Below are 25,039 nucleotides of genomic sequence, written 5' to 3' on the forward strand. Positions count from 1 at the left end.
CCGCACTCACCCGCGAGGGTGGCGGGAACTCTCTCGTTCGGCTGCGGGCGGCGACTCCGCCCCCGCACTCGCTGCGGTCAGTGACCGGTCCGGCGTCTCGTCCGCGTCCGTCGTCCTGGGCACCCGGCCCACGGCGGCTCGGCGTCGGAGGTGACGCGTCGTCCGGTCACGGCGCCCTCTCACGGCACCATCACGTCCGGGCGGTGGCCCGGCAAGTTCTCGTCGTCGCCCGGATCGGCCGGGTGACTCCCCCATCATCGCACGCGGTCAGGGAGAACGCCGGGAGCCTCGTGCGAAGATGACGCCGTGAGTTCGACGCCTGTTGCTCCCCGCCGTCCCGTCCCGGTCGCGATCCTCCTGATCGTGACCGGTCTGGTCGGGCTCTACGCGGCCTTCAGCCTGGTGCTGGACGAGTTCGCCAAGTACGAGAACCCGCAGAAGGTGCTGACGTGCGACGTCAGTCCGTTCCTCAACTGCTCGAACGTGATGACGACGTGGCAGGGGCACCTGTTCGGCTTCCCGAACCCGCTGCTCGGGATGATGGGGTTCGTCGCGCCGATCGCCGTCGGGGTCGTGCTGCTCGCCGGGTTCCGCGGGACGACGTGGTTCTGGACGCTCTTCAACGCCGGGCTCTTCCTGGCGTGGGTCTTCGTGACCTGGCTGTTCACGCAGACCGTCTGGTTCATCGGCTACCTCTGCCTCTGGTGCATGCTCGTCTGGGCGATGACGATCCCGCTGTTCTGGATCTTCACGATCTGGAACCTCGCGAAGGGGAACCTGCCCTTCGGCGCCCGGGCCCGTCGCATCGGGCGTGCGCTCCTGCCGTTCTGCTGGGCGATCCCGCTCGCGAACTACCTGTTCGTCATCGTGACGATCCTCGTCAAGTTCCCGACGCTCCTCACCACTCTGTAGCGCCGGGGCGCACGAGCGCGGTGACGTGTCACCGCATTCCTGGGCTCTTCCCAGCGCAGCGGCCCGGTCCCGCCACCCGCACGCATTACGCTCGTTCCCGATGAGCGACAACGAGAGCAAGAAGGCGCGCCGCAACGCCGCGCGCGAGCGTGCCCGCGAGGCCCGCCAGAAGGAGCAGGCCCGTCGACGCCGGAACAAGACGTTCCTGATCAGCGGCATCATCGTGGGGTCGCTCGCCGTCGTCACGGTCGTCGTCCTGTTGATCGCGAACTCGATCCAGCCGGTCGGCCCCGGTCCGAAGAACATGGCCAGCGACGGCATCGTCCTGACCGGCGAGAGCGGCAAGATCGTCCCCGTCGAGACCAAGGCGATCCCCGAGGGCGGGAAGCCCACGGCGACGAAGCAGGACGACTCGGTCACGAACATCACCGTGTACGAGGACTACATGTGCCCGATCTGCAACCAGTTCGAGACGGGCAACATGTCCCAGATCAAGCAGTGGGTGCAGGACGGCAAGGCCACCCTCGAGGTGCACCCGTTCAACCTGCTCGACCGTGCGTCGCTCGGCTCGAAGTACTCGACCCGCTCGGCCGCCGCTGCCGCCTGCGTCGCGAACTACGACCCCGAGGCGTTCCTCGACGTCAACAGCGCGTTCTACGAGAACCAGCCGTCGGAGAACACCCGCGGCCTGTCGAACGACGAACTCGCCGACATCGCGAAGAAGGCCGGCGCGACGAACAGCAAGGTGCAGTCCTGCATCACCGACCAGGAGTTCGCGGGCTGGGTCGCCGACGCCACGAACCGTGCGCTCACCGAACCGCTGCCGAACTCCGACCTGCCGAAGCTGACCGGCACCCCGACGGTCATCGTCAACGGCAAGCAGTACAACGGCCAGGGCACGAACTCGTGGGCCGACCCGCAGGCGTTCGCCGACTTCGTCGAGCAGAACGGCGCGTCGGGCAAGTAGCCCGCCCGGTACGACGACGGCCCCCGCACTCCTCGGAGTGCGGGGGCCGTCGTCGTACCGGCGTGCGGCTCAGGCGAACCAGAGGCCGAGCTCACGGGCGGCCGACGCGGCCGAGTCGGAGCCGTGCACGAGGTTCTGCTGGACCTTGAGGCCCCAGTCGCGCCCGAGGTCGCCGCGGATCGTGCCCGGGGCGGCCGAGGTCGGGTCGGTGGTGCCGGCGAGCGAGCGGAACCCGGCGATGACGCCGTTGCCCGCGACGCGCACGGCGACGACCGGGCCGGACTGCATGAACTCGACGAGCGGCTCGAAGAACGGCTTGCCCTGGTGCTCCTCGTAGTGGCTGTCGAGCAGGTCGCGCGGCGCGGTCAGCATCTTCAGGTCGACGATCTCGTAGCCCTTGGCCTCGATCCGGCGGAGGATCTCACCGGTGAGCTGGCGGGCGACACCGTCGGGCTTGACGAGGACGAGGGTCTCTTCGAGTTCGGACACAGCGGGACTCCCTGCGGTTCGAGGTGGTGTGGATCAGTCCTCGCCGAGCGCGGCACGGCGGGCGGCGTTCTGCCGGTCGAGCTGACCGCCCTTGACGAAGCAGAAGACCCACAACGCCAGGAACACCAGGCCCACCACGACCATGAAGGGCTCGATGAACCCGGTGGCGAGGATGGCCGCCTGCAGCAGCCACCCGAACACTACACCGGCCCGCGAACCGGTCATCCGCGAGGCCAGGGCGAGCACGACGATCGCCGCGATCCCGCCGCCGAACGCGACACCGGCCGGCAGCGTGTGCTTGCCGTAGACGACGAGCATCGGGAAGAAGAACATGATCGCCTCGAGCACCAGGGTGATCGAGAGCAGGCTCTCGCGGGCACCGCGGTCACGCCGCGGGCGGCGGGTGCGCGGCTTCCGGGAGGCCCGTCCTGCGTCGGTCACTTCGTCCCGCCTTCCCGGTGCACCAGGTCCATGACCGCGCCGACCATGACGATCGAGCCCGCGACGAGGACCATCGCGTCCTCGGCGTCGGCGTCGTCGGCCAGGTCGCGCGCCTCCTGCAGGGCGCCGGCGAGCGAGGGCTCGACCACGACCCGGTCGTTGCCGACCTCGTCGACGACGACCCGGGCGAACTCGTCCGCGTCGAGCGCACGGTCACCCGGCGGCTGCGTCACGACGAAGGTCGCGACGGTGTCCTTGAGCGCGCGGACGAACCCGCGGGCGTCCTTGTCGCGGAGGATCCCCACGACGCCGACGACGTGCTCCGACGGGAAGGCCACGGGGAGTGCCTCGGCGAGGGCCTTCGCGCCGTGCGGGTTGTGCGCCGCGTCGACCACGACGGTCGGGCCGGTCGCGACGGGCTGCAGGCGACCCGGGCTCGTCGCGGCGGCCAGCCCCTCGCTGAGGACGTCCTCGTCGAGCGCCTGGCTCCCCCGGCCGAGGAACGACTCCACGGCGGCGATCGCGACGGCCGCGTTGTGCGCCTGGTGCGCGCCGAACAGCGGGACGAACAGGTCGTCGTAGGTGCCGGCGATGCCCTGCACACTGACGAGCTGCCCGCCGACGGCCGGGGTGTCGCTGGTCACCCGGAAGCCGGTGCCCTCGACCGCCAGGGTCGACTCGGTCAGCTCGGCGGCGCGCTCGAGCTCGGCGAGGGCCTCGGGCGTCTGCGCGCTCGACACCACCGACGAGGACGGCTTCACGATGCCCGACTTCGTCCGCGCGATCTCGGCCACGGTGCTGCCGAGCTGCTTCGCGTGGTCGATGGCGATCGGGGTGAACACCTGGACCTGGCTCTGCACGACGTTCGTGGAGTCCCACTCGCCGCCCATGCCGACCTCGATCACGGCGACGTCGACGGGTGCCTCGGCGAAGCACGCCAGGGCGAGGACCGTCAGCGCCTCGAAGAACGTCAGCGGGAGCTCGCCCTTCGCGGTGAGCTCGGCGTCGGTGATCTCGAGGATCGGCGTGATGTCGTCCCAGTTCTCGACGAACCGGTCCGCGGCGATGGGCTCGCCGTCGACGACGATGCGCTCCCGGATGGACACCAGGTGCGGGCTCGTCATGAGACCGGTCCGGAGGCCGTGCGCGCGGACGATGCTCTCCGTCATCCGCGCGGTCGAGGTCTTGCCGTTCGTCCCCGTGACGTGGATCACCGGGTACGCCAGGTGCGGGTCGCCGAGCAGCTCGACGGCGCGACGCGTGGCGGTCAGCCGGCGCTCGGGCGCCTGCTCGCCGATCCGGGCGTACAGGGCGGCCTCGACGCGGCGGACCTCGTCGTCGTCACCCCCGTAGGGCAGGTCGGCACCGGCAGCGGTGTCGCCCGCGGGGCCGACCGGGATCGCGACGCCGTCGCCCTCGCCGGTCTCCCCGAGCAGGTCGTCGTCCGGCTGGTCGTCGTCGGGCAGGTCGTACTGGTCCGTGCTCATGCGCGTGCCACCTCCACGGTCACCTTCGCTCCGTCGCCGACGGCGACGGACTCGTCGTCCGCACCGAACGTCGTCGGCACCACCTGCACTCCCGTCGCGAGGGTCTCGTTCGCGATGAGCGTCCGGTGCGTGCCGACGGCAGCGGCCGCCACCTCGTCCGCACGGACGGTCAGGGCGATGCGGTCCCCGACGTCGAGCCCGGCGTCACGACGTGCCTGCTGGACGGCACGGACGACGTCGCGGGCGATGCCCTCGGCCTCGAGCTCCGGCGTCGTGACGGTGTCGAGGACGACGAAGCCGCCGCCGTCGAGGAACGCCACGGCCGTCGCAGCGTCGGCCACGGTGAGGTCGAGCGTGTACTCGCCCTCGACCAGGTCGACGCCACCGACGGTCACGCCGGTCTCCGTCGCCACCCAGTCGCCCTTCTTGGCGGCCGGGATGACCTGCTGGACGGCCTTCCCGATGCGCGGGCCGGCGGCACGGGCGTTGACGGTGAGCTTCCGCTCGATGCCGTACTGCGCCAGGGACTCCTCGGCCTGCTCCTCGAGGACGACCCGCTTGACGTTGAGCTCGTCGCGCAGGATGTCCGCGAACGGCTCGACGGCCGCCGGGTCCGGCACGACCAGCGTCAGCGTCGCGAGCGGCAGTCGGACGCGCTTGCCCGTCGCCTTGCGGAGCGCCAGGCCCTTCGAGGCGACGTCGCGCACGCGGTCCATCGCCGCGACGAGGGCGTCGTCGGCCGGGAACTCGTCCGCCGACGGCCAGTCCGTCAGGTGCACGCTCCGGTCGCCGGTCAGGCCCTTCCAGACCTCCTCGGTGACGAGCGGCGCCAGCGGCGCCGCCACCCGGGCGAGCGTCTCGAGGACCGTGAACAGCGTGTCGAACGCGGCACGGGCCTCCGGGGAGGACTCGGCCCCGGCCCAGAACTTGTCACGCGACCGACGGACGTACCAGTTGGTGAGCACGTCTGCGAAGTCGCGGACCGCCTGGGCGGCGAGCGGCGTGTCGAGCGCGTCGAGGTGCGTCGTGACGTCGGCGACGAGCACACGGGTCTTCGCGAGCAGGTAGCGGTCGAGCACGTCGGTCGAGTCGGTGCGGCGCTCGGCACCGTAGCCGGACTCCCCCGAGGCGTTCGCGTACAGGGTGAAGAAGTAGTACGTCGACCACAGCGGCAGCAGGAACTCGCGGACGCCCTGGCGGATGCCCTCCTCGGTGACGACGAGGTTGCCGCCGCGGATCACCGACGACGACATGAGGAACCACCGCATGGCGTCGGCGCCGTCGCGGTCGAACACCTCGGACACGTCCGGGTAGTTGCGCAGGCTCTTCGACATCTTCTGCCCGTCGGAGCCGAGGACGATGCCGTGGCTGATGACGTTCGTGAAGGCCGGACGGTCGAACAACGCCGTCGACAGGGCGTGCATGACGTAGAACCAGCCCCGGGTCTGCCCGATGTACTCGACGATGAAGTCGGCCGGGCTGTGCTCGTCGAACCACTCCCGGTTCTCGAAGGGGTAGTGCACCTGCGCGTACGGCATCGAGCCGGAGTCGAACCAGACGTCGAACACGTCGGAGATCCGGCGCATGGTCGACCGCCCCGTCGGGTCGTCGGGGTTCGGACGGGTCAGCTCGTCGATGAACGGACGGTGCAGGTCGACCTCGCCGTCGGCGTTCAGCGGCAGCCGTCCGAAGTCGCGCTCGAGCTCCTCGAGCGAGCCGTAGACGTCCTGGCGCGGGTGCTCGGGGTCGTCGGAGACCCACACCGGGATCGGCGTGCCGAAGTACCGGTTGCGCGAGACCGACCAGTCGATCGCGTTCCCGACCCACTTGCCGAACTGGCCGTCCTTGACGTTGTCGGGCACCCAGGTGATGTCCTGGTTCAGCTCGCCCATGCGGTCGCGGAACTCGGTGACGCGGACGAACCACGACGAGACCGCCTTGTAGATGAGCGGCTTGCGGCAGCGCCAGCAGTGCGGGTAGCTGTGCTCGTACGAGGCCTGGCGGAGGAGCCGTCCGGCGTCACGCACGGCCTTGGTCAGCGGCTTGTTGGCGTCCGACCAGAGCATGCCGGCGACCTCGCCGAACTGCGACGTGAAGAGCCCGCCCTCGTCGAGGGACAGCACGACCGGGATGCCCGCGGCAGCGCACACCTCCTGGTCGTCGGCGCCGTAGGCCGGGGCCTGGTGGACGATGCCGGTGCCCTCGCCCGTCTCGACGTACTCGGCGACCAGCACGCGCCAGGCGTGCTCGTAGCCCTCCTGGTCGGCCAGGAAGTCGAACAGGCGCTCGTACTCCACGGCGTCGAGCTCCGCGCCGACGACCGTGCGGAGCACGGCGGCGAGCGCGTCGTCGGCCGACTCGTAACCGAGGTCCTTCGCGTGCGCCGCCACGGTGTCGGCGGCGAGCAGGTAGGAAGCCGAGCCGGCGTCGCCACCGTCGGCCGCGCCTCCCGGCCCGGCCGGCACGACCGCGTAGGCGATCTCCGGGCCGACCGCGAGCGCCGCGTTCGTCGGCAGGGTCCACGGGGTCGTCGTCCAGGCGAGGGCGCGGACGCCCTCGAGCCCGAGCTCGGTCGCGCGCGCACCGCGCAGCGGGAACGCCACCGTGACCGACTGGTCCTGACGCATCTTGTAGACGTCGTCGTCCATGCGGAGCTCGTGGTTGGACAGCGGCGTCTGGTCATTCCAGCAGTACGGCAGGACGCGGAAGCCCTCGTACGCCAGGCCCTTGTCCCAGAGCGTCTTCCAGGCCCAGAGCACGCTCTCCATGTAGGTGACGTCGAGGGTCTTGTAGTCGTCCTCGAAGTCGACCCAGCGCGCCTGCCGGGTGACGTACTGCTGCCACTCGTCGGTGTACTGCAGCACGGAGCGCTTGGCCGCCGCGTTGAAGACGTCGATGCCCATGGCGTCGATCTCGTGCTTCTCGGTGATCCCGAGCTGCCGCATGGCCTCGAGCTCGGCCGGCAGCCCGTGCGTGTCCCACCCGAAGCGGCGATGCACCTGCTTGCCGCGCATGGTCTGGTAGCGCGGGAAGACGTCCTTCGCGTAGCCGGTCAGCAGGTGGCCGTAGTGCGGGAGGCCGTTGGCGAACGGCGGGCCGTCGTAGAACGTCCACTCGTCGCAGCCCTCGCGCCGGGCGATGGAGGCGCGGAACGTGTCGTCGCCCTTCCAGAAGGCGAGGATGCCGTCCTCGACCGCGGGGAAGGACGGGGACGGGGTCACGCCGTCGGAGTCGGAGTTCAGCGGGTACCGCACGGGAGGCTCCTGGAGGTCGGTGGAACTGGACCACGAGGACGGAGCCTGCGCTCCGCGGTACCACCTCGCTTGCCGCTCCGCCGTGCTGGAGGTGCGACCGCTCGTCGTCGGGGTGGTGACGGTCCCGAACCCGTCCGGATCTACTGACGGCTCCGTCGTGCGGTGCCGCGTTCTGCCGGAGGCTCCCCGGTGATGGCCGGATCGACGCCTGTGCACCCGAGTCTAGCGGACGGGAGCATGCTGGAGCGATGCCCTCGTCGTCGTCACCCGGCGCTCCGGAGCCCGCTCCGGACACCTCCTCGGACTCCCAGCAGAAGCCGGAGTCCCTGCTCACCGTCGTCATCGCGTTCGCCGCGAACCTGCTCGTCGCGATCGCGAAGTCGATCGCCGCGCTGCTCTCCGGCTCGGCGTCGATGGTCGCCGAGGCCGCGCACTCGTGGGCCGACACCGGCAACGAGGTCTTCCTGCTCGTCGCGGAACGTCGGGGCGCCCGGAAGCGCGATGCCCGGCACCCGCTCGGCTACGGCCGGGAGACCTACATCTGGTCGATGTTCGCCGCGTTCGGCCTGTTCACGGCGGGCGCGATCGTGTCGATCTACCACGGCATCACCGAGCTCGGGGACACCGGGCCGGCCGAGGACGTCACCCTGAACTACGTGGTCCTGGCGCTGTCGTTCTGCCTCGAGGGGACGAGCTTCCTGCAGGCGTACCGGCAGGCACGCGGCGCCGCGACGAAGCGTCGGGTACCGATCCTGCGGCACGTGCTGCAGTCGTCGAACCCGACCCTGCGCGCCGTCTTCGCCGAGGACGCCGCAGCGCTCGTCGGCCTGGTCATCGCGTTCCTCGGGGTCTTCCTGCACCAGGTCACCGGTCTGGCCGTGTTCGACGCGATCGGCTCCATCGCGGTGGGTCTGCTGCTCGGTGTGGTCGCGATCGTGCTCATCGACCGCAACCGCCGGTTCCTGCTCGGCGAGAGCACCTCGCCCGAGCTCGAGAACGCCGTGCTCGTCGAGCTGCTCGCCCGCGACCAGGTCGAGAGCGTCAGCTACCTGCACCTGGAGTTCGTTGGCCCGTCCCGCGTCTACCTGGTCGCCGCCGTCGACCTGGTCGGCAACGACACCGAGGAGCACGTGGCCGGCCGACTGCGGCGGATCGAGCAGTCGCTCGAGGACAGCCGGTACGTCGAGGAGGCGGTGCTCACCCTGTCCGTGCCGGGTGCGCCCGTGCTCCGCCCGACGAGCGACGAGATCCCGGAGGGCGTCAGGGACGGGACCGTCGAGGACGTGGCCGCGGGTGGTGCGGGGACGCTCCGCGCCTGAGGCGCGGAGCGTCGGGGTCCGCTGCCGCGCCGGGGCGGTGTCGCCCCGGCGTCGCGCGGCGCCCGCCAGGAGCGCGCCTGCTGGGGGTCAGCAGTCGTCGTTCGTGAACTCCAGGTCGACGGTCTTGTCCGAGCCGGGGAACACGTAGGAGTACCGCATCGCGATGTCCTCCTCGAGGATGTCCCGGGTCGCCGTCGTCGAGCAGAGGTTCGACAGCACCGAGTCGCGGATCGAGCGCTCGGAGATCGCGGTCGGGTCGGCATCGACGCTGTAGCGGTAGTGGATCGCCTCGTCCTCGGCGTCGACGCCCGTCCACGTGGTGATCGAGTCGACCTGCTTCGGGAAGGTGGTCTGCTCGGAGATCTTCGCGACGCCCTCGTCGACCAGCTCCTGCTTGGACGGACCACCGAAGGACGCGAAGCCCCAGCGGACGAGCCCGGCGGCCACCACGAAGGCGAGGACGCCGGCCAGGGCCACGAGGACCCGGCGTCCGCGGGACGGGCCGGTGGGCTGGCCGCCGTACGCGACGGCTCCCCCGGGCTGCCCGGCCGGTGCGCCGGCGCCCTGCCACGGCTGCTGCGGCGGGCCGGCGGGGTACTGCGGGGGCTGGCCGGAGCCGAACTGCTGGGGCTGCTGGCTCGGGAACCCGGGCTGCTGGCCGGCGCCGTACTGGGGCTGCTGGCCGGGGAACTGCGCCTGCTGGGCACCCGGCTGCGCGGGGTACTGCGGCTGCTGCGCCGCCGGGTCCTGCGCCGGGTACTGCGGCTGCTGCGCCGCCGGGTCCTGCGCCGGGTACTGCGGCTGCTGGCCGTCCGTGCGCTCCGGGTCCGGCCCCGATCCGGACGACGACGGCTGCTGTGCGGGTGTGTCGGACAAGGGTCCCCCTGGTGTCGGTGCCCGTCCCCCTCGGACGGCGCACCCAGAACCTACCAGCGGTCGGTGTCCCGCCCCGGGGTCCCACCGGTCGGGCTCAGCGCGCGTCGAGCCCAGCCGCCACCGGGGTGAGCGCCGCTGCGACGTACTCGGCGAGCGGCCGCCGGGCGACCCCGTCCGTCACCCACACTCCGAACGCCGCGGCGGCGGCCCCGAGCATCGCGCCCGCCACGGTCTGCGGCCAGAGCGCCCCGGGCTGCTCCCCCGTGCGGTCGGCGACGAACGCGGCGACCGCCTGGTGCTGCGCGGTGACCCGGGTGGCGACGCTCGCGACGAGCTCGGCGCCGACGTCCATCACCTCGGCCTGCGCGATCGCCCACGGCACCCGGTCCGGGTCGTGGGCGCGGGCCGCGGCGAGCAGGGCCTCCTCGACGGCGCGTACCGCACTCGTCCCGAAGGAGGTCGCCAGGTGCTGCGGGAGGTCCGCGACCGCGGCGTCGAGGTCGAGCCACATGACGTCCGACTTCGCGGCGAAGTAGTTGAAGAAGGTCGCCCGGCTGACCCCGGCGCGGGCGGAGATGTGGTCGACGGTGGTCCTCGCGTACCCCTGCTCGAGGAACAGCTCGGCGGCCGCGTCCGCGAGCACCTCGGCGCTCGAGCGACGGGGGCGGCCACCGCGGCGGATCGGTTCGCTCATGGCCCCCAGTAAAGCGCTAGACTCGCCCAGCCATGATCTTGGACCCAGTACAGAAAAACCCGGCGCTGCGGCGCATCGTGACGGGCGTCGCCGGCGCTGCCACGATCCTCCTGGCCGTCACCGCCTGCTCCGGCGGCGGCACCCCCGGTGCCGGCAGCACGCCGGTGCGCGGGGGGACGCTCACGTACGCGTCGGGCGACGCCGAACCGGCCTGTCTCGACCCGCACGTCGGCGGCAACTACCCGCAGGCCCTCCTGGCGACGCAGTACGTCGAGGAGCTCGTCGGGCTCGACGCCGACGGCGGACCGACGCCCGAGCTCGCGACGAAGTGGACGACGAGCGACGACGGCAGGACGCTCACCTTCACGCTCCGCGACGACGTCAGCTTCAGCGACGGCACGCCGTTCGACGCCGCGGCCGTGGTGGCGAACATCGAGCACGTGCAGGACCCGGCGACGGCGTCGAGCACCGGGTACCTCGCCCTCCAGTCCGTCGAGAAGGCGACCGCGACCGACGACACGACGGTCACGCTCGCGCTCAGCCGCCCGGACGCCGCACTCCTCGAGTCGTTCTCGCAGCCCTGGGTCGGCATGGAGTCGCCGAAGGCCCTCGAGCGCGATCAGGCCACCAACTGCGAGTCCCCGGTCGGCACCGGCCCGTTCGCGATCACCGGCTGGAAGCACGGCGACCGCGTCACCCTCGAGCGCAACGCCGATTACACGCCGCTGGGCGGGTCGACCACGAAGCCCCGGCTCGACGGCCTGACGTGGCGCTTCCTGCCGGACTCGACGTCCCGGTACGCGGCCCTGCAGTCCGGTCAGGTGGACGTCATCGACAACGCGCAGCCGGACCAGCTGAAGGCCGCGTCCGCGAAGGGCGCCGTCCGCGACCTCGACGCCCCGCGACCCGGCGCGTCCAACCGGCTCGAGCTGAACTCCGGGCACGGCGTCTTCCGCGACGAGGCGGTCCGCAAGGCGTTCATCGCCGCCGCCGAGATCGACCCGGGCCTGCAGTCGCTGTTCCTCGGGACCGCGAAGCGCTCGTACTCGGTCCTGTCCAGCGTCGAGCCGACGGCGTACTCCGACGAGTCGCTCTTCGCGTACGACCCGTCCGAGGCGGAGCGTCTGCTCGACGAGGCCGGCTGGCGGACGAACGCCGACGGTGTCCGCGAGAAGGACGGCAAGGAGCTCACCGTCACCTTCCCGGTCTCGACGAACCAGTCGGTGCCCGCGGAGCGCAGCCTGTTCCAGCAGATCCAGGCCTCCGAGGCCGAGGTCGGCATCAAGGTCGACCTGCAGGAGCTCGACCTGTCCAGCTGGTACGCCGCCCTGGCGAAGAACCAGTACGACGTCGTGAGCGCTCCGTACACGAAGGTCGGGCCGGACGTCCTGCGCATCCTCTACGACTCCGCGTCGATCACCCCCGCTCCGTCCGGCTACTTCGCGAACCTCGCGCAGCTCGACGACCCGGCGCTCGACGAGCTGCTGCAGCGGGCGGCGCAGACCGCGGACGCGTCCGAACGCGCCGACCTGGTGGAGCAGGCACAGAAGACGATCCTCGAGAGCCGCACGGTCCTGCCGCTCTACGACCAGCAGAACCACTTCCTGTACCGCTCGTCGGTGCACGACATCGCGACGACCTCCGTCTCCACCCCGTGGTTCGGCACGGCGTGGATCGCGCGCTGACCACCCGGTGACGTCCAGGAGGCCCGGCGCGCGTCCGACGCGCCGCCCACCCCGCGCGGGGTGGGCGCGCTGGGTCGTGCGCAGGCTCCTCGGCGGCGTCGGGGTCCTCTGGGCGGTCGCCACGATCGTGTTCGTCGCGATCCGCCTGATCCCCGGAGACCCGGCCCTCGCGATCCTCGGCGGGCCGGGCTCGCAGGCCTCGGCCGAGGCGGTCGCGCAGGTCCGCGCCGAGTACGGCCTCGACCAGCCGGTGCTCGTGCAGTACGCGGTGTTCCTCGGCCGCCTGGCCACCGGGCAGCTCGGCGACTCGTACGCGTTCCGCACGCCGGTGTCGACGCTCCTGGCGCAGCAGCTCCCGGTCACGCTGACCCTGGCGGTCGCGGGGCTCGTCGTCGCCTGGGTGCTCGCGGTCATGGCGGCGTGGTGGTCGACCCAGCGCGGCCGGGTCGCGGCGCTCCTGACCACCGGATTGTCCGTGACGGCGAGCGTCGTGCCGCACTTCTGGCTCGGCAGCGTGCTCATCGTGGTGTTCGCGACGAGCCTGGGGTGGGTGCCGGCGGTCAGCGACGGCACGGTCCGGGGATGGGTCCTGCCCGTGCTGGTCGTCGCGGTCCCGGTCGCCGGGTACCTCGCCGAGACGGTGCGGGACGGCGTGGTCGACGCGCAGCGCTCGGCCTTCGCCCTGGCCGCACGGGGTCGGGGTGAGTCCCGCGCGGGCCTGTTCGGTCGGCACCTGCTCCGGCACGCCGCGCTCCCCGGCATCGGCCTGTCCGCCTGGGCCTTCGGGTCGCTGGTGTCCGGCGCCGTGGTCGTCGAGTCGGTGTTCGCGCTGCCCGGGATCGGCCGCGCGCTCGTGACCGCGGTCACGCAGCGGGACATGCCGCTCGTCGCCGGGATCGCCCTCGTGTCGGCTGCGGCCTACGTCGTGGTGCTCGCGGTGGCGGACCTGGTCGAACGGGCCGTCGACCCTCGGGGCGCGGACCGGTCGGGCCCCCGGGGCGCCGGCCGACCGGGTCCGCGGGGTGCCGACGGGCCGGGCGGGTCGGACGTCGTCCGGTCCGCCACCGCAGACCCCGACGCGGCGTGGGACGGGACGGTGGCGCGGTGAGCGGCATCGCCGACCCGCGCCTCCCGGCCGGGGCGGCCGTCCGTGCCCGGTCCGAGCGATTCCGTGGGGGGACGCTCGGGCCGGCCGGGACGGTCGCAGCCGTCGTGGTGGCGGTCGCCGTCGTCGCGGCGGTGTGGCCGGCGCTGCTCGGCGGTGCGCACCCGCTCGCGGTGCACCCGTCCGACGCGCTGCAGGCGCCGTCGTGGCGGAGTCCGTTCGGCACCGACGAGTCCGGTCGGGACGTCCTGGCACGGGTGGTCGCGGGCACCCGGGCATCGCTCCTGGTGGGGGTCGTCGCGACGCTCGTCGGCGGCGGGGTCGGCATCGTGCTCGGTGTCCTCGCCGGCCTCGGCGGGCGGTTCGTCGACGCGGTGGTCGGTCGGGTGACCGAGGTCGCCTTCGCCCTCCCGCTGCTCCTGGTCGCGCTCGTCGTCATCGCGGTGACGGGCCCCGGACCGGTGCCGGCGATGCTCGCCGTCGGGTTCGCGACCGCCCCCGGCTACGCCCGCATCGTGCGCGGACTGGTGCGCACGGCGCGGTCCTCGCAGGTGGTCGAGACGGCCGTGCTGCTCGGCCGCTCCCCCGCCGTCGTCGTCGTGCGGCACGTGCTGCCCGCCGCGCTGTGGCCGATCCTCGCCGTGGGGACGCTCGGCATCGGCCAGGCGGTGGTCTGGGCCTCGGCGCTGAGCTACCTCGGGGTCGGGACGCCGCCGCCCGCGCCGGAGTGGGGCGCGATGCTCGCCGACGGCCGCACCTACCTGCAGACCGCGCCCTGGATGAGCACGTTCCCGGGGCTCGCGATCGTGGTCCTCGCCACCGCGGTGACGGTGCTCGGGCGTGCCCTCCGTCGCCTCGGGGTGGCCCGGTGAGCGCCGTCCTCGACGTCGCCGGGCTGTCGGTCCGCATCGGCGGCACCGCCGTGGTCACCGACGTCGGCCTGCAGGTCGCCGCCGGCGAGTGCGTCGCCCTCGTCGGGGCGTCCGGCTCGGGCAAGTCCGTCACCGTCCGCGCGGCGCTCGGCCTGTCCGCCGACGGAGCCGACGTCACCGCCGACCGGCTGACGGTGGCCGACCAGGACGTCCGGGGGCTGCCCGAGCGACGGTGGCGGCGGATCCGCGGACGACACGTCGGCTACGTCGGCCAGGAGGCGCTGGGGGCGCTCGACCCGCTCCGTCCCGTCGGGCGCGAGGTCGCCGACGCACTCCGGCTGCACACGGACCTGTCGGCGCGGGACCGCGTGGAGGCGGTCCGGGCCGGTCTCGAGGCCGTCGGACTCGACCCCGCCCTGGCCACCGACGGCCGGACCGCCGGGACCCTGTCGGGTGGGATGCGGCAGCGTGCGCTCATCGCCGCGGCGACGATCGGTCGACCGTCGCTCCTGGTGGCCGACGAACCGACCACCGCGCTCGACGCCGGCATCGCCCTGACCGTGATGGAGCAGCTGCGGGCCGCCCAGCGCGATGGGACCGGCGTGCTCGTCGTGACGCACGACCTGGGCCTCGTCGCCGGGTGGGCCGACCGGGTCGTGGTGGTCGACGGTGGGCGCGTGGTCGAGGCCGGGCGGACCGCCGAGGTCCTCGGCTCCCCCGAGCACCCGGCCACGCAGGCGCTCGTGCGGGCGGCGCGGGCCGCCGAGCAGCCGCGCCCGGTCCGCCCGCAGCCGGAGGCCACCGTCGTCCCGGTCCTCGCGGCCGACCACCTGCGCCGGAGCTACGACGACGTCCCCGCGGTCGCCGACGTGTCCCTCGGCGTCGCCCCGGGTCGGGTGCTCGGGGTCGTCGGGGCGTCCGGCTCCGGCAAGACCACCATCGTCCGCATGCTCCTCGGGCTCGAGACCCCCGACGACGGCACCATCACGCTCGACGACGAACCGTGGGCACCGCTGTCGGAACGGGACCGGCGGCCCAGGCGGCACCGGATCGCCGCCGTGGTGCAGGACCCGGGCGCGACCTTCGACGAGCGGTGGACCGTGGAACGGGTCCTCGCCGATGCACTGACCCGTGGTGCCGTCCGCCGCGCGTCCGGGGAGCTCGGCGACCGGGTGGACGCGGCCCTGCGGCAGGTCGGGCTCGACCCCGTGCTCCGGCGCCGCTCGCCCCGGACCCTGTCGGGCGGGCAACGCCAGCGACTCGCCATCGCCCGAGCGCTCGCCACCGCGCCCGAGGTGATGGTGCTCGACGAGCCCGTCACCGCCCTCGACGCGACCGTCCAGGACGCCGTGCTCGGGCTGTTGGAACGCCTGCGCGACGAGACCGGGGTGGCGATGGTGTTCGTGTCGCACGACCTGCGTGCCGTCCGGCGGCTCGCCGACGAGGTGTTGGTCGTCCACCGCGGCGCCGTCGTCGAGCGCGGGGCGACCGACGCCGTGTTCGCGCGGCCGACGCACGAGGTCACCGCGCGGCTCGTGCGGGCTGCGGCGCAGCTCGCCGCCGGGCCCGCGGCCTGACGGGCGGCCCCGCGGCGGTGCGGCCGGTGCGGCCGTGCACTTCGCGCTGGGCGACAGCCCTCGCGGTGCGAGCCGCGAGGGCCGTCGCGCAGCGCGAGGCTCGGCCCGCGCCAGCGGCGCATGGGTGGGCGGACACACGAGGAGGCCCGACCTGCGGAACGCGGGTCGGGCCTCCAGGCGGGTGGTGCGGCCGGTCAGGAGCCGGCGGACGCCTTGTCCGGCGAGCCGTCGCCGACCGGGCCGTCGGCCGACACGACCGGCATCTGGCTGGTCGAGAAGTCCTTCGCCCAGTCGGACTGCGCGAGCTCCGAGCTCGGGTCGTTGTAGTCCTTGATGACGTCGGCGATCTCGTCCTCGTGCGCGACCGTCGGGCCGGAGCCCATGAGCGGGGAGCTGGCGGTCTCCTTGGTGAAGTAGACCGCGACCAGGCCGATGACGGCGGCGAGCATGAGGTAGAACGCCGGGATGTCCTCGGCCCACCCGTAGCCCGCGTCCTTCGCGCCGGCGATGAGTGCCTGCGTGGCCAGCGGGGTCGTCCCGCCGAACAGCGACACCGACACGTTGAACGCGATGGCCAGGGCACCGTAACGGATGATCGTCGGGAACAGCGCGGGGAGCGTCGACGGCATGGTCGAGGTGAACGTCACCAGGACCAGGCCGAGGATGAGCAGGCCGAAGAAGACCCCGGGGCCGGAGCCGGTCTGCACGAGCTTGAGCGCCGGCCAGGACAGCACGATGAAGCCGATGCAGCCCGCGGCGAGCACGGGACGACGGCCGAACTTGTCGGACAGCCGCCCGCCGAACGTGATGACGACCATCATCAGGATCATCACGATGACGATGAGGATCAGGCCGAAGGTCGCGTTCTGGCCGAGGTTCGTCTCGAGGTAGGTCGGCATGTACGACAGCAGCATGTAGTCGGTCACGTTGAACACGAGGACCAGACCGATGCAGACGATGAGCGAGCGCCAGTTCTCGGCGAAGAGCTTGAGGAACGGCGTCTTCTGCGACTCGCGCTCGGCCGCCTGCTCCTGCTGCTTTTGGAAGGCCGGGGTCTCCTCGAGCTTGAGGCGCAGGTAGAGCCCGATGAGCCCGAGCGGACCGGCGACGATGAACGGGATTCGCCAGCCCCAGCTGAGCAGGGTCTCCTCGGGCATCGCGTACTGCAGCACGGTGACGATCGACGCGCCGAGGACGTACCCGGCGAGCGTGCCGAACTCGAGCCACGAGCCCATGAAGCCACGGCGCTTGTCCGGCGAGTACTCGGCGATGAAGGTCGCTGCGCCGCCGTACTCACCACCGGTCGAGAAGCCTTGCACGAAGCGGGCGACGAGCAGCAGCACGGGCGCCCAGAAGCCGATCGTGTCGTAGGACGGGATCAGGCCGATCATGAGCGTGCCCGCGGCCATCAGGATCATCGTCAGGGCGAGGACCTTCTGGCGGCCGATCTTGTCCCCGATCGGGCCGAAGACGGCGCCACCGATCGGACGGACGATGAACGCCGCGGCGAAGAAGCCGAACGTGGCGACGAGGTTCGAGGTCGGGTCGCCCGCCGGCAGGAACACCTTCGAGATGGTGACCGTGAGGTAGGCGAAGATGCCGAAGTCGAACCACTCCATCGCGTTGCCGAGTGCGGCGGCTGCGACGGCGCGCTTGAGCAGGGACTCCTCGACGACGGTGACGTCGTCCTCGGTGAGCTTGCGGCGTGCGCGCTTGACGGCGCCCTTGGTGCGCAGGGGGCGGTCCCCGTGCTGCTTCGGTGAGTCGTTGGCTGGCAAGTGTGTTCCTCCGGTGTGCTGTGCGTCCTTCGGGCGTCCGACGAGACGGCGACACTGGCGACCCGCGAGCCGCGCTCGCCGGACAAACCCAGGAAGCCTAGCAGGTCGCTCCAGCCGCCTGACATGTCAGTGCCGGGTGGCAGGCTCGACGGACGGCCCGACCGCTACGCTGGAGGCCACCGCGGCCACCCGGACACCACGTCCCCCGGCCGCGGCGACACTCAGGCACCTCATCACGGACTCGGTGCCGCACATACGAACGGAAGGCGCAGCCATGACCAAGCCCATGCCCGACAAGCCATCGGTGGACGGACTCGAGCAGGTCTGGGGACCGCAGTGGGAGCAGGACGGCACCTACCGCTTCGACCGCGACGCCGCCGGTGACCGGTCCGCCGTCTACTCGATCGACACCCCGCCGCCGACCGCCTCCGGGTCGCTGCACATCGGGCACGTGTTCTCGTACACGCACACCGACCTCAAGGCCCGGTTCGAGCGCATGCGCGGCAAGCACGTCTTCTACCCGATGGGCTGGGACGACAACGGCCTGCCGACCGAGCGCCGGGTGCAGAACTACTACGGCGTCCGCTGCGACCCGTCGCTGCCGTACGACCCCGACTTCACGCCGCCGTTCGAGGGCGGCGACGGCAAGTCGAGCAAGGCAGCCGACCAGCTGCCGATCTCGCGCCGCAACTTCATCGAGCTGTGCGACCAGCTGACCGTGCAGGACGAGCAGCAGTTCGAGGAGCTCTTCCGCACCCTCGGCCTCTCCGTCGACTGGACGCAGTCCTACCGCACGATCGACGCGACGTCGCGGGCGAGTGCGCAGCGTGCCTTCCTCCGCAACCTCGAGCGCGGCGAGGCCTACCAGGCCGACGCCCCCACGCTCTGGGACGTCACCTTCCGCACCGCGGTCGCGCAGGCCGAGCTCGAGGACAAGGAGATGCCGGGCGCCTACCACGGCCTCGCCTTCCACAAGTCGGACGGCAGCGGTGACGTCGTCATCCAGACCACCCGTCCCGAGCTCCTGCCGGCGTGCGTCGCCCTCGTCGCGCACCCGGACGACGAGCGCTTCCAGGACCTCTTCGGCACGACCGTGCGCTCCCCGCTGTTCGACGTCGAGGTCCCGGTGCTCGCCCACCACCTCGCGCAGAAGGACAAGGGCGCGGGCATCGCGATGATCTGCACCTTCGGTGACACCACCGACGTCGTGTGGTGGCGCGAGCTGCAGCTGCCGAACCGCTCCGTGATCGGCTTCGACGGCCGCATCCGCTCCGAGGAGCCCGCGTGGATCGAGTCCGAGCAGGGCCGGGCGCTCTACGCCGAGATGGCCGGCAAGACGGTGTTCTCCGCCAAGAAGGTCGTCGTGGACGCCCTGACCGAGTCCGGCGAGCTCGTCGGCGACGTGAAGACGATCAACCACCCGGTGAAGTTCTTCGAGAAGGGCGACAAGCCGCTCGAGATCGTCTCCACCCGCCAGTGGTACGTGGTGAACGGCGCCCGCGACGAGCAGCTCCGGTCGACGCTGCTCGAGCGTGGTGAGCAGATCGCCTTCCACCCCGACTTCATGAAGGTCCGGTACGACAACTGGGTCGGTGGCCTGTCCGGCGACTGGCTCATCTCGCGCCAGCGCTTCTTCGGTGTGCCGATCCCGGTCTGGTACCCGCTCGACGCCGACGGCAACCCGGTGTTCGACCAGCCGATCGTCCCGACCGAGGCGCAGCTTCCCGTCGACCCGTCGTCCGACCCGGCACCCGGGTACGACGAGTCGCAGCGCGGTGTCGCCGGCGGCTTCCAGGGCGAACTCGACGTGATGGACACCTGGGCCACGTCGTCGCTCACCCCGCAGCTCGCGGGCAAGTGGGAGACCGACCCCGCCCTCTACGACCTCGTGTACCCCTACGACGTCCGCCCGCAGGCCCAGGACATCATCCGCACGTGGCTGTTCACGACCGTGCTCCGCAGCCAGCTCGAGGCCGACGTCGTGCCGTGGCGGAACGCGTCGATCTCCGGCTTCATCGTCGATCCCGACCGCAAGAAGATGTCGAAGTCGAAGGGCAACGTCGTCACGCCGCTGTCCATCCTCGAGGCGCACGGCGCGGACGCGGTCCGGTACTGGGCGGCCTCGTCGAAGCTCGGCACCGACGCGGCGTTCGACCCGCAGAACCCGAAGCAGATCAAGGTCGGCCGTCGCCTGGCGATCAAGGTGCTCAACGCGGCGAAGTTCGTGTACGGCTTCGAGCTGCCGACCGGCGCCCACCAGGTGACCGAGGCGCTCGACGTCGACATGCTCGCGGCCCTCGGCTCGGTCGTCGACCAGGCCACGGCCGCGTTCGACGGGTACGACCACGCCCGCGCGCTCGAGGTCACCGAGCGGTTCTTCTGGACCTTCTGCGACGACTACCTCGAGCTCGTCAAGGAGCGTGCCTACGGCACCGCCCCCGACGCGAGCCACGAGACGCAGGCGAGCGCGGTCCTCGCGCTCCGCGGCGCGATCGACGTGCTCCTCCGCCTGCTGGCGCCGTTCCTCCCGTACGCGACCGAGGAGGTGTGGGCCTGGACCCACGAGACCAGCGTGCACCGGGCCTCCTGGCCGACGCGCGCCGACCTGCCGGTCGACCAGGCCGAGACGGGCCTGCTCGCCGCGGTCGGGCAGGCGCTCATCGGCATCCGTGGTGCCAAGACGGCGGCGAAGGCGTCCCAGAAGACGCCCGTGACCCGGGCCGTCCTGCAGACGCCGGCCGGCGTGCGCCAGCTCGTCGAGCGCGCAGCGGTGGACCTGGCGGCCGTCGGCCGCATCCAGGACCTGTCGTTCGTCGACGGCGACGACTTCGCCGTCGTCGAGATCGAGCTGGCGGAGCAGCCCTCGGCGTAGCCGGACCGCACGCAGGACGCCCCGTTACCGTGGAGACTCGGGCGGGGCGTCCTGCGTTCCGCCCCCGACACGACTGGAGGCGCGCATGCAGCTGGGGACGAGATGGAACGTCGGTGCGGAGCCGCCCGAGCGACTGCCCGAGACGATGGTCGTCGCCGTGCGCGGGGTCGAGGACGACCTGGCCGCCGAGTCGGTCGACGCCTCGACGTGGCGGTGGACGCTCACGTACCTCGAGGGCAAGCCGATGGTGGAGCTGGACGACGGCACGTCGATCCACCTCGATCCGCTGGGGCACGCGCAGGTGACGGACCCGGACGACGCCGGGTCCGAGGACTGAGCCCGCCGTCCGGGCCGGGGTGCTCGGTGCCCTGGCGGAGTACGATCGAGAACGTCCGTTCCCGGCGGGACCGGGTGGACCGTTCCCGGCAGGACCGGGTGGACGACGGGACGAGCCGGAGGTGACGGGCATGGCGACGAGCACAGCGACCGCGGTCGAGCCCGAGACGACGGCACGCATCGTCGAGACCGCCGACGCGCTGTTCTACGCGCGCGGCATCCAGGCGGTCGGCATGGACGAGATCCGCTCGACGGCGGGCGTCTCGTTGAAGAAGCTGTACGCGGCGTTCCCCGGCAAGGAGCAGCTCATCGCAGCGGTCCTGACCGGCCGCCACGAGCTCTGGGAGCAGGGCATACGGACGGCCGTCGACGCGGCGGAGACCCCGCGCGACGAACTGCTCGCCGTGTACGACTTCCTCGAGTCCTGGTTCGGCGACGAGACCTTCCGCGGGTGCGGCTTCATCAACGCGTTCGGGGAGCTCGGGGCGACCTCCCCCGCGATCGCCGAGATCGCACGCGACCACAAGGACTCGTTCCAGCGCTTCATCGCGGACATCGCCGCCCACGCCGTCGCGGACGCCGACCGTGCCGAGGAGCTCGCGGCGCAGCTCGCACTCCTCGCCGAGGGCGCGCAGACCACCGCCGCCATCGCCGGGACCGCCGACGCGGCCGTGCACGCGCGCCGGGCAGCGGCGGTGCTCATCGACGCCGCGACTCGCTGAGCCCCGACGGTCGTCCGGTCCGGCCCGGGACGGCCGCACACATCCGTCGCTAGGTTGGGGCGATGGCCACTCCGTTCGATGGACCGAGCACCCTCCCCTACGCCCTCCCCCCGTTCGACGACGTACGGACCGAGCACTACCGGCCCGCGTTCGACGCGGGCATGGCCGAGCACCGGGCGGAGGTCGAAGCGATCGCCACGGACCCGCACCCGCCGACGTTCGAGAACACCCTGGTAGCGCTCGAGCGCTCCGGGCAGCTGCTGCAGCGCGTCGAGATGGTCTTCTCCACCGTCACCTCGGCGGACTCCACCGACGAGCTGCGCGACCTCGAGGCCGAGCTGTCCCCGCTGCTCGCCGCACACCGCGACGCCATCGTCCTCGACGCCCGTCTCTTCGCGCGCGTGCAGGCCGTCCACGACGACCTGGACGGTGTCGAGGGCCTGTCCGACGAGGACCGGCGCCTCGTCGACCGCACGCACACCGAGATGACCCTGGCGGGCGCCGGACTCGACGCGACGGGCAAGGAACGCCTGACCGCGATCAACCAGGAACTGTCGTCGCTGACCACGACGTTCGAGCGGAACCTGCTCGAGGACACGAACGACGCCGCCGTGCACGTCACCGACGAGGCAGAGCTCGCTGGCCTCGACGACGGCGCGAAGTCCGCCGCCGCCGGTGCAGCCGCCGACCGTGGTCTGGACGGCTGGCTCGTCACCCTGCCGCTCTACACCGGGCACCCGTGGCTCGCCGCGCTCACCGACCGGGCGCTGCGGCAGCGGATCATGGAGGCGTCGCTCTCGCGTGGGCGCCGTGGCAACGCGTTCGACAACCGCGACGTGCTGCTCCGCATCGTCCGGCTGCGCGCCGAACGCGCCGAGCTGCTCGGCTTCCGCGACCACGCGTCGGTCGTCACCGCGGACGAGACCGCCGGCGACCCGGAGGCCGTGGCCGGTCTGCTCTCGTCGCTCGTCACCGCCGCCACAGCGAACGCCCGCGACGAACGGGCCGTCCGCTCGCAGACCGTCGGCTTCGAGGTCGAGTCGTGGGACTGGGCGTACGCGACCGAGGTCCTCCGCGGGGAGCAGTTCGCCGCGGACAGCAGCGGGCTCCGTCCCTACCTGGAGGCCGACCGCGTCCTGGTCGACGGGGTCTTCCACGCTGCGTCGGCACTGTACGGGCTGCGGTTCGCCGAGCGCCCCGACCTGCACGGCTACAACGCCGACGTGCGGGTCTTCGAGGTTACCGACGAGGACGACGAGCCCGTGGGCCTGTACCTGCTCGACCTGTACACGCGGGACGGCAAGCGGGGCGGCGCGTGGATGAACCCGGTCGTCGAGCAGTCGCACCTGCTCGGCACGCTGCCCGTCGTCGTGAACAACCTCAACGTGCCGAAGCCGGCCGCGGGCTCGGACACACTCCTCACGCAGGACGAGGTCGAGACGCTGTTCCACGAGTTCGGGCACGCGCTGCACGGGCTCGTCGCGCGGACGACGTACCCGCGGTTCTCCGGGACGAACGTCGAGCGGGACTTCGTCGAGTTCCCGTCGCAGGTCAACGAGATGTGGGTGACCTGGCCCTCGGTCCTGGCGAACTACGCGAAGCACCACGAGACCGGCGAACCGATGCCTCCCGAGCTCGTGCTCGGGCTGAGCGACTCCGCCGGGTTCAACGAGGGGTTCGGCACGACCGAGTACCTGGCCGCCGCACTGCTCGACCAGGCGTGGCACCGGCTCACCGCCGCGGAGGCCGCCGCGGTCACCGACGTCGAGGACTTCGAACGCCGAGCCCTGGCCGACGCGGGCATCGACGCCCCGGCCGTCCCGCCGCGCTACTCGTCGACGTACTTCGCCCACACGTTCTCGGGCGGGTACGACGCGGGCTACTACGGGTACATCTGGAGCGAGGTACTCGACGCCGACACGGTGGAGTGGTTCCGCGAGCACGGTGGGTTGTCACGCGAGGCCGGGGAGCGGTTCGCCCGAATGCTCCTGGGCGTCGGCGGTGCGAAGGACCCGCTCGAGGCCTACCGGGAGTTCCGGGGCCGCGACGCCGAGGTCGGGCCGCTGCTGCGTCGCCGCGGGCTCGAGTAGGGCGCGGCGCTTCTGCGCCCCGCTACGAACATCGCGCCCCGTCGGAACGGGGCGCGATGTTCGTGGTGGGGCGCGATCCGGACGTCGGGCGCCGCCGCGGCTACGCGGACTTCTCGACGCGCTTCGGCTGCGACCGCGGCACGATCGTCGGCGCCGCGTTCTCGAGCACCGACTCGCGCGTGATGACCACGCGGGCGACGTCGTCGTCCGAGGGCACGTCGAACATGATCGGCCCGAGGACCTCTTCCATGATCGCGCGGAGGCCGCGGGCACCGGTCTGGCGCAGGACGGCGAGGTCAGCGATGGCCTCGAGCGCGCCCTGGTCGAACTCGAGCTCGACGCCGTCGATCTGGAACATGCGCTGGTACTGCCGCACGAGGGCGTTCTTCGGCTCGGTCAGGATCTGCATGAGCGCGGCCTGGTCGAGCTTCGACACCGTGGTGACGACCGGCAGACGGCCGATGAACTCGGGGATCAGGCCGAACTTGTGCAGGTCCTCCGGCAGGACGTCGGCGTACAGGTCCTGCTGGTCGAGCGGGCTGTGGAGCTGCGCACCGAACCCGATGCCGTGCTTCCCGACGCGGGAGGACACGATCTCCTCGAGCCCGGCGAACGCCCCGGCCACGATGAACAGCACGTTCGTCGTGTCGATCTGGATGAACTCCTGGTGCGGGTGCTTCCGACCGCCCTGCGGCGGGACCGAGGCGACGGTGCCCTCGAGGATCTTGAGCAGCGCCTGCTGGACGCCCTCGCCCGAGACGTCGCGCGTGATCGAGGGGTTCTCGGCCTTCCGCGCGATCTTGTCGACCTCGTCGATGTAGATGATGCCGGTCTCGGCACGCTTGACGTCGTAGTCGGCTGCCTGGATGAGCTTGAGGAGGATGTTCTCGACGTCCTCGCCCACGTAGCCGGCCTCGGTCAGGGCCGTGGCGTCGGCGACGGCGAACGGCACGTTGAGGCGCTTGGCGAGGGTCTGCGCCAGGTACGTCTTGCCGCAGCCGGTCGGGCCGATGAGCAGGATGTTCGACTTGGCGATCTCGACGTCGTCGCGGTCCTCGGCGGCGGTGATCTGCCCCTGCGCCCGGATGCGCTTGTAGTGGTTGTAGACGGCGACCGCGAGTGCACGCTTCGCCGGGTCCTGCCCGATGACGTACTCCTGCAGGAAGTCGAAGATCTCGCGCGGCTTCGGCAGGTCGAACTCGCCGCTGCCGGTGTCCTCGCCGGCTTCGGCCAGGCGCTCCTCGATGATCTCGTTGCAGAGTTCGACGCATTCGTCGCAGATGTAGACGCCGGGACCGGCGATCAGCTGCTGCACCTGCTTCTGGCTCTTCCCACAGAAGGAGCACTTCAGGAGGTCGGCGCTCTCTCCGATGCGTGCCATGCTCTCGGCCTTCCCTGGTCGACGTGCGCCGCCAGTGCGGTACACGAGGTCGTCGTGTCACCGAGCCTAACCGCATCCGGTGACACAGTCGGGGACCCCTGGCCGCGTTCGCCCACGGCGTCCCGGGACTGGTAGCGTGGACCCCGTTGCTCTACAAGTTGTAGAGAACGGGCTCCCTGGAG

19 protein-coding genes are annotated in these 25,039 nt (G+C 71.8%); 11 read left to right on the forward strand and 8 right to left on the reverse strand.

Annotation, left to right across the window (positions count from 1 at the left end; all coding sequences use genetic code 11):
* Positions 1 to 306: 306 nt before the first annotated feature.
* A complete protein-coding gene (locus KM842_RS08055; protein ID WP_216257386.1) occupies positions 307 to 912 on the forward strand; it encodes a vitamin K epoxide reductase family protein in 606 nt (201 codons plus the stop codon).
* A 100-nt stretch (positions 913 to 1,012) separates the two neighbouring features.
* Entirely contained in the window at positions 1,013 to 1,879 is an 867-nt protein-coding gene (locus KM842_RS08060) for a DsbA family protein (RefSeq protein WP_216257387.1), read from the forward strand.
* Between the two features lie 69 nt (positions 1,880 to 1,948).
* Here KM842_RS08060 and ndk read toward each other — a convergent pair whose 3' ends face one another.
* Genes ndk through ileS form a run of 4 tightly spaced genes read right to left on the reverse strand, consistent with a single transcriptional unit; the run spans position 1,949 to position 7,550 of the window.
* Positions 1,949 to 2,368 (reverse strand): nucleoside-diphosphate kinase, encoded by a 420-nt coding sequence (ndk, locus tag KM842_RS08065; protein ID WP_216257388.1) that lies wholly within the window; start codon positions 2,366 to 2,368, stop codon positions 1,949 to 1,951.
* Positions 2,369 to 2,401: 33 nt separating this feature from the next.
* A complete protein-coding gene (locus KM842_RS08070) occupies positions 2,402 to 2,809 on the reverse strand; it encodes a DUF4233 domain-containing protein (RefSeq protein ID WP_216257391.1) in 408 nt (135 codons plus the stop codon).
* Entirely contained in the window at positions 2,806 to 4,296 is a 1,491-nt protein-coding gene (locus tag KM842_RS08075; RefSeq protein ID WP_216257393.1) for a bifunctional folylpolyglutamate synthase/dihydrofolate synthase, read from the reverse strand. The genes KM842_RS08070 and KM842_RS08075 overlap by 4 nt, the downstream gene beginning before the upstream one ends.
* On the reverse strand, positions 4,293 to 7,550 hold the full coding sequence (gene ileS / locus KM842_RS08080; RefSeq protein WP_216257394.1) for an isoleucine--tRNA ligase: 3,258 nt from the start codon (positions 7,548 to 7,550) through the stop codon (positions 4,293 to 4,295). Before ileS ends, KM842_RS08075 begins: the two co-directional genes overlap by 4 nt.
* A 248-nt stretch (positions 7,551 to 7,798) precedes the next feature.
* On the opposite strand from ileS, the gene KM842_RS08085 reads away from it, so the two are divergent.
* Positions 7,799 to 8,869 carry a cation diffusion facilitator family transporter gene (locus KM842_RS08085; protein WP_216257396.1) on the forward strand — a complete coding sequence of 357 codons (1,071 nt, stop codon included), beginning with the start codon at positions 7,799 to 7,801 and terminating at the stop codon, positions 8,867 to 8,869.
* Between the two features lie 87 nt (positions 8,870 to 8,956).
* Here KM842_RS08085 and KM842_RS08090 read toward each other — a convergent pair whose 3' ends face one another.
* Together KM842_RS08090 and KM842_RS08095 are read right to left on the reverse strand one after the other, a co-directional pair.
* Positions 8,957 to 9,745: a hypothetical protein gene (locus tag KM842_RS08090; protein WP_216257398.1), complete on the reverse strand. Its 789-nt coding sequence runs from the start codon at positions 9,743 to 9,745 to the stop codon at positions 8,957 to 8,959.
* 94 nt (positions 9,746 to 9,839) lie between these two features.
* Entirely contained in the window at positions 9,840 to 10,439 is a 600-nt protein-coding gene (locus tag KM842_RS08095) for a TetR/AcrR family transcriptional regulator (protein WP_216257400.1), read from the reverse strand.
* Positions 10,440 to 10,471: 32 nt separating this feature from the next.
* On the opposite strand from KM842_RS08095, the gene KM842_RS08100 reads away from it, so the two are divergent.
* The 4 genes from KM842_RS08100 to KM842_RS08115 all read left to right on the forward strand — a co-directional run bounded on the left by KM842_RS08100 (position 10,472) and on the right by KM842_RS08115 (position 15,678).
* Positions 10,472 to 12,124 carry an ABC transporter substrate-binding protein gene (locus KM842_RS08100; protein WP_216257401.1) on the forward strand — a complete coding sequence of 551 codons (1,653 nt, stop codon included), beginning with the start codon at positions 10,472 to 10,474 and terminating at the stop codon, positions 12,122 to 12,124.
* 76 nt (positions 12,125 to 12,200) lie between these two features.
* Positions 12,201 to 13,232: an ABC transporter permease gene (locus KM842_RS08105; RefSeq protein WP_253206045.1), complete on the forward strand. Its 1,032-nt coding sequence runs from the start codon at positions 12,201 to 12,203 to the stop codon at positions 13,230 to 13,232.
* A complete protein-coding gene (locus tag KM842_RS08110; protein ID WP_216257404.1) occupies positions 13,229 to 14,101 on the forward strand; it encodes an ABC transporter permease in 873 nt (290 codons plus the stop codon). Before KM842_RS08105 ends, KM842_RS08110 begins: the two co-directional genes overlap by 4 nt.
* Positions 14,098 to 15,678 (forward strand): ABC transporter ATP-binding protein, encoded by a 1,581-nt coding sequence (locus tag KM842_RS08115; protein WP_216257406.1) that lies wholly within the window; start codon positions 14,098 to 14,100, stop codon positions 15,676 to 15,678. Before KM842_RS08110 ends, KM842_RS08115 begins: the two co-directional genes overlap by 4 nt.
* 194 nt (positions 15,679 to 15,872) lie before the next feature.
* Here the strand turns inward: KM842_RS08115 and proP are convergent, their stop codons facing one another.
* A complete protein-coding gene (gene proP / locus KM842_RS08120; protein ID WP_253206046.1) occupies positions 15,873 to 17,456 on the reverse strand; it encodes a glycine betaine/L-proline transporter ProP in 1,584 nt (527 codons plus the stop codon).
* Between the two features lie 274 nt (positions 17,457 to 17,730).
* On the opposite strand from proP, the gene valS reads away from it, so the two are divergent.
* From valS to KM842_RS08140, 4 genes are all read left to right on the forward strand, one after another.
* Positions 17,731 to 20,328, forward strand: coding sequence for a valine--tRNA ligase (gene valS, locus KM842_RS08125; protein ID WP_253206047.1), 2,598 nt, complete (start codon positions 17,731 to 17,733; stop codon positions 20,326 to 20,328).
* A gap of 85 nt (positions 20,329 to 20,413) precedes the next feature.
* Positions 20,414 to 20,665, forward strand: a complete 252-nt coding sequence (locus tag KM842_RS08130; RefSeq protein ID WP_216257408.1) for a hypothetical protein — start codon at positions 20,414 to 20,416, stop codon at positions 20,663 to 20,665.
* 130 nt (positions 20,666 to 20,795) lie between these two features.
* On the forward strand, positions 20,796 to 21,386 hold the full coding sequence (locus KM842_RS08135; RefSeq protein ID WP_216257410.1) for a TetR/AcrR family transcriptional regulator: 591 nt from the start codon (positions 20,796 to 20,798) through the stop codon (positions 21,384 to 21,386).
* A gap of 62 nt (positions 21,387 to 21,448) precedes the next feature.
* The gene (locus KM842_RS08140) at positions 21,449 to 23,476 is read left to right on the forward strand and encodes a M3 family metallopeptidase (RefSeq protein WP_216257412.1); all 2,028 of its coding nucleotides are present in this window, start codon (positions 21,449 to 21,451) and stop codon (positions 23,474 to 23,476) included.
* A 100-nt stretch (positions 23,477 to 23,576) separates the two neighbouring features.
* Here KM842_RS08140 and clpX read toward each other — a convergent pair whose 3' ends face one another.
* Positions 23,577 to 24,857, reverse strand: a complete 1,281-nt coding sequence (clpX, locus tag KM842_RS08145; protein WP_216257414.1) for an ATP-dependent Clp protease ATP-binding subunit ClpX — start codon at positions 24,855 to 24,857, stop codon at positions 23,577 to 23,579.
* Between the last annotated feature and the right edge of the window lie 182 nt (positions 24,858 to 25,039).

Origin of the sequence: Curtobacterium sp. L6-1 (assembly GCF_018885305.1) — a bacterium.
GTDB lineage: Bacteria > Actinomycetota > Actinomycetes > Actinomycetales > Microbacteriaceae > Curtobacterium > Curtobacterium aetherium.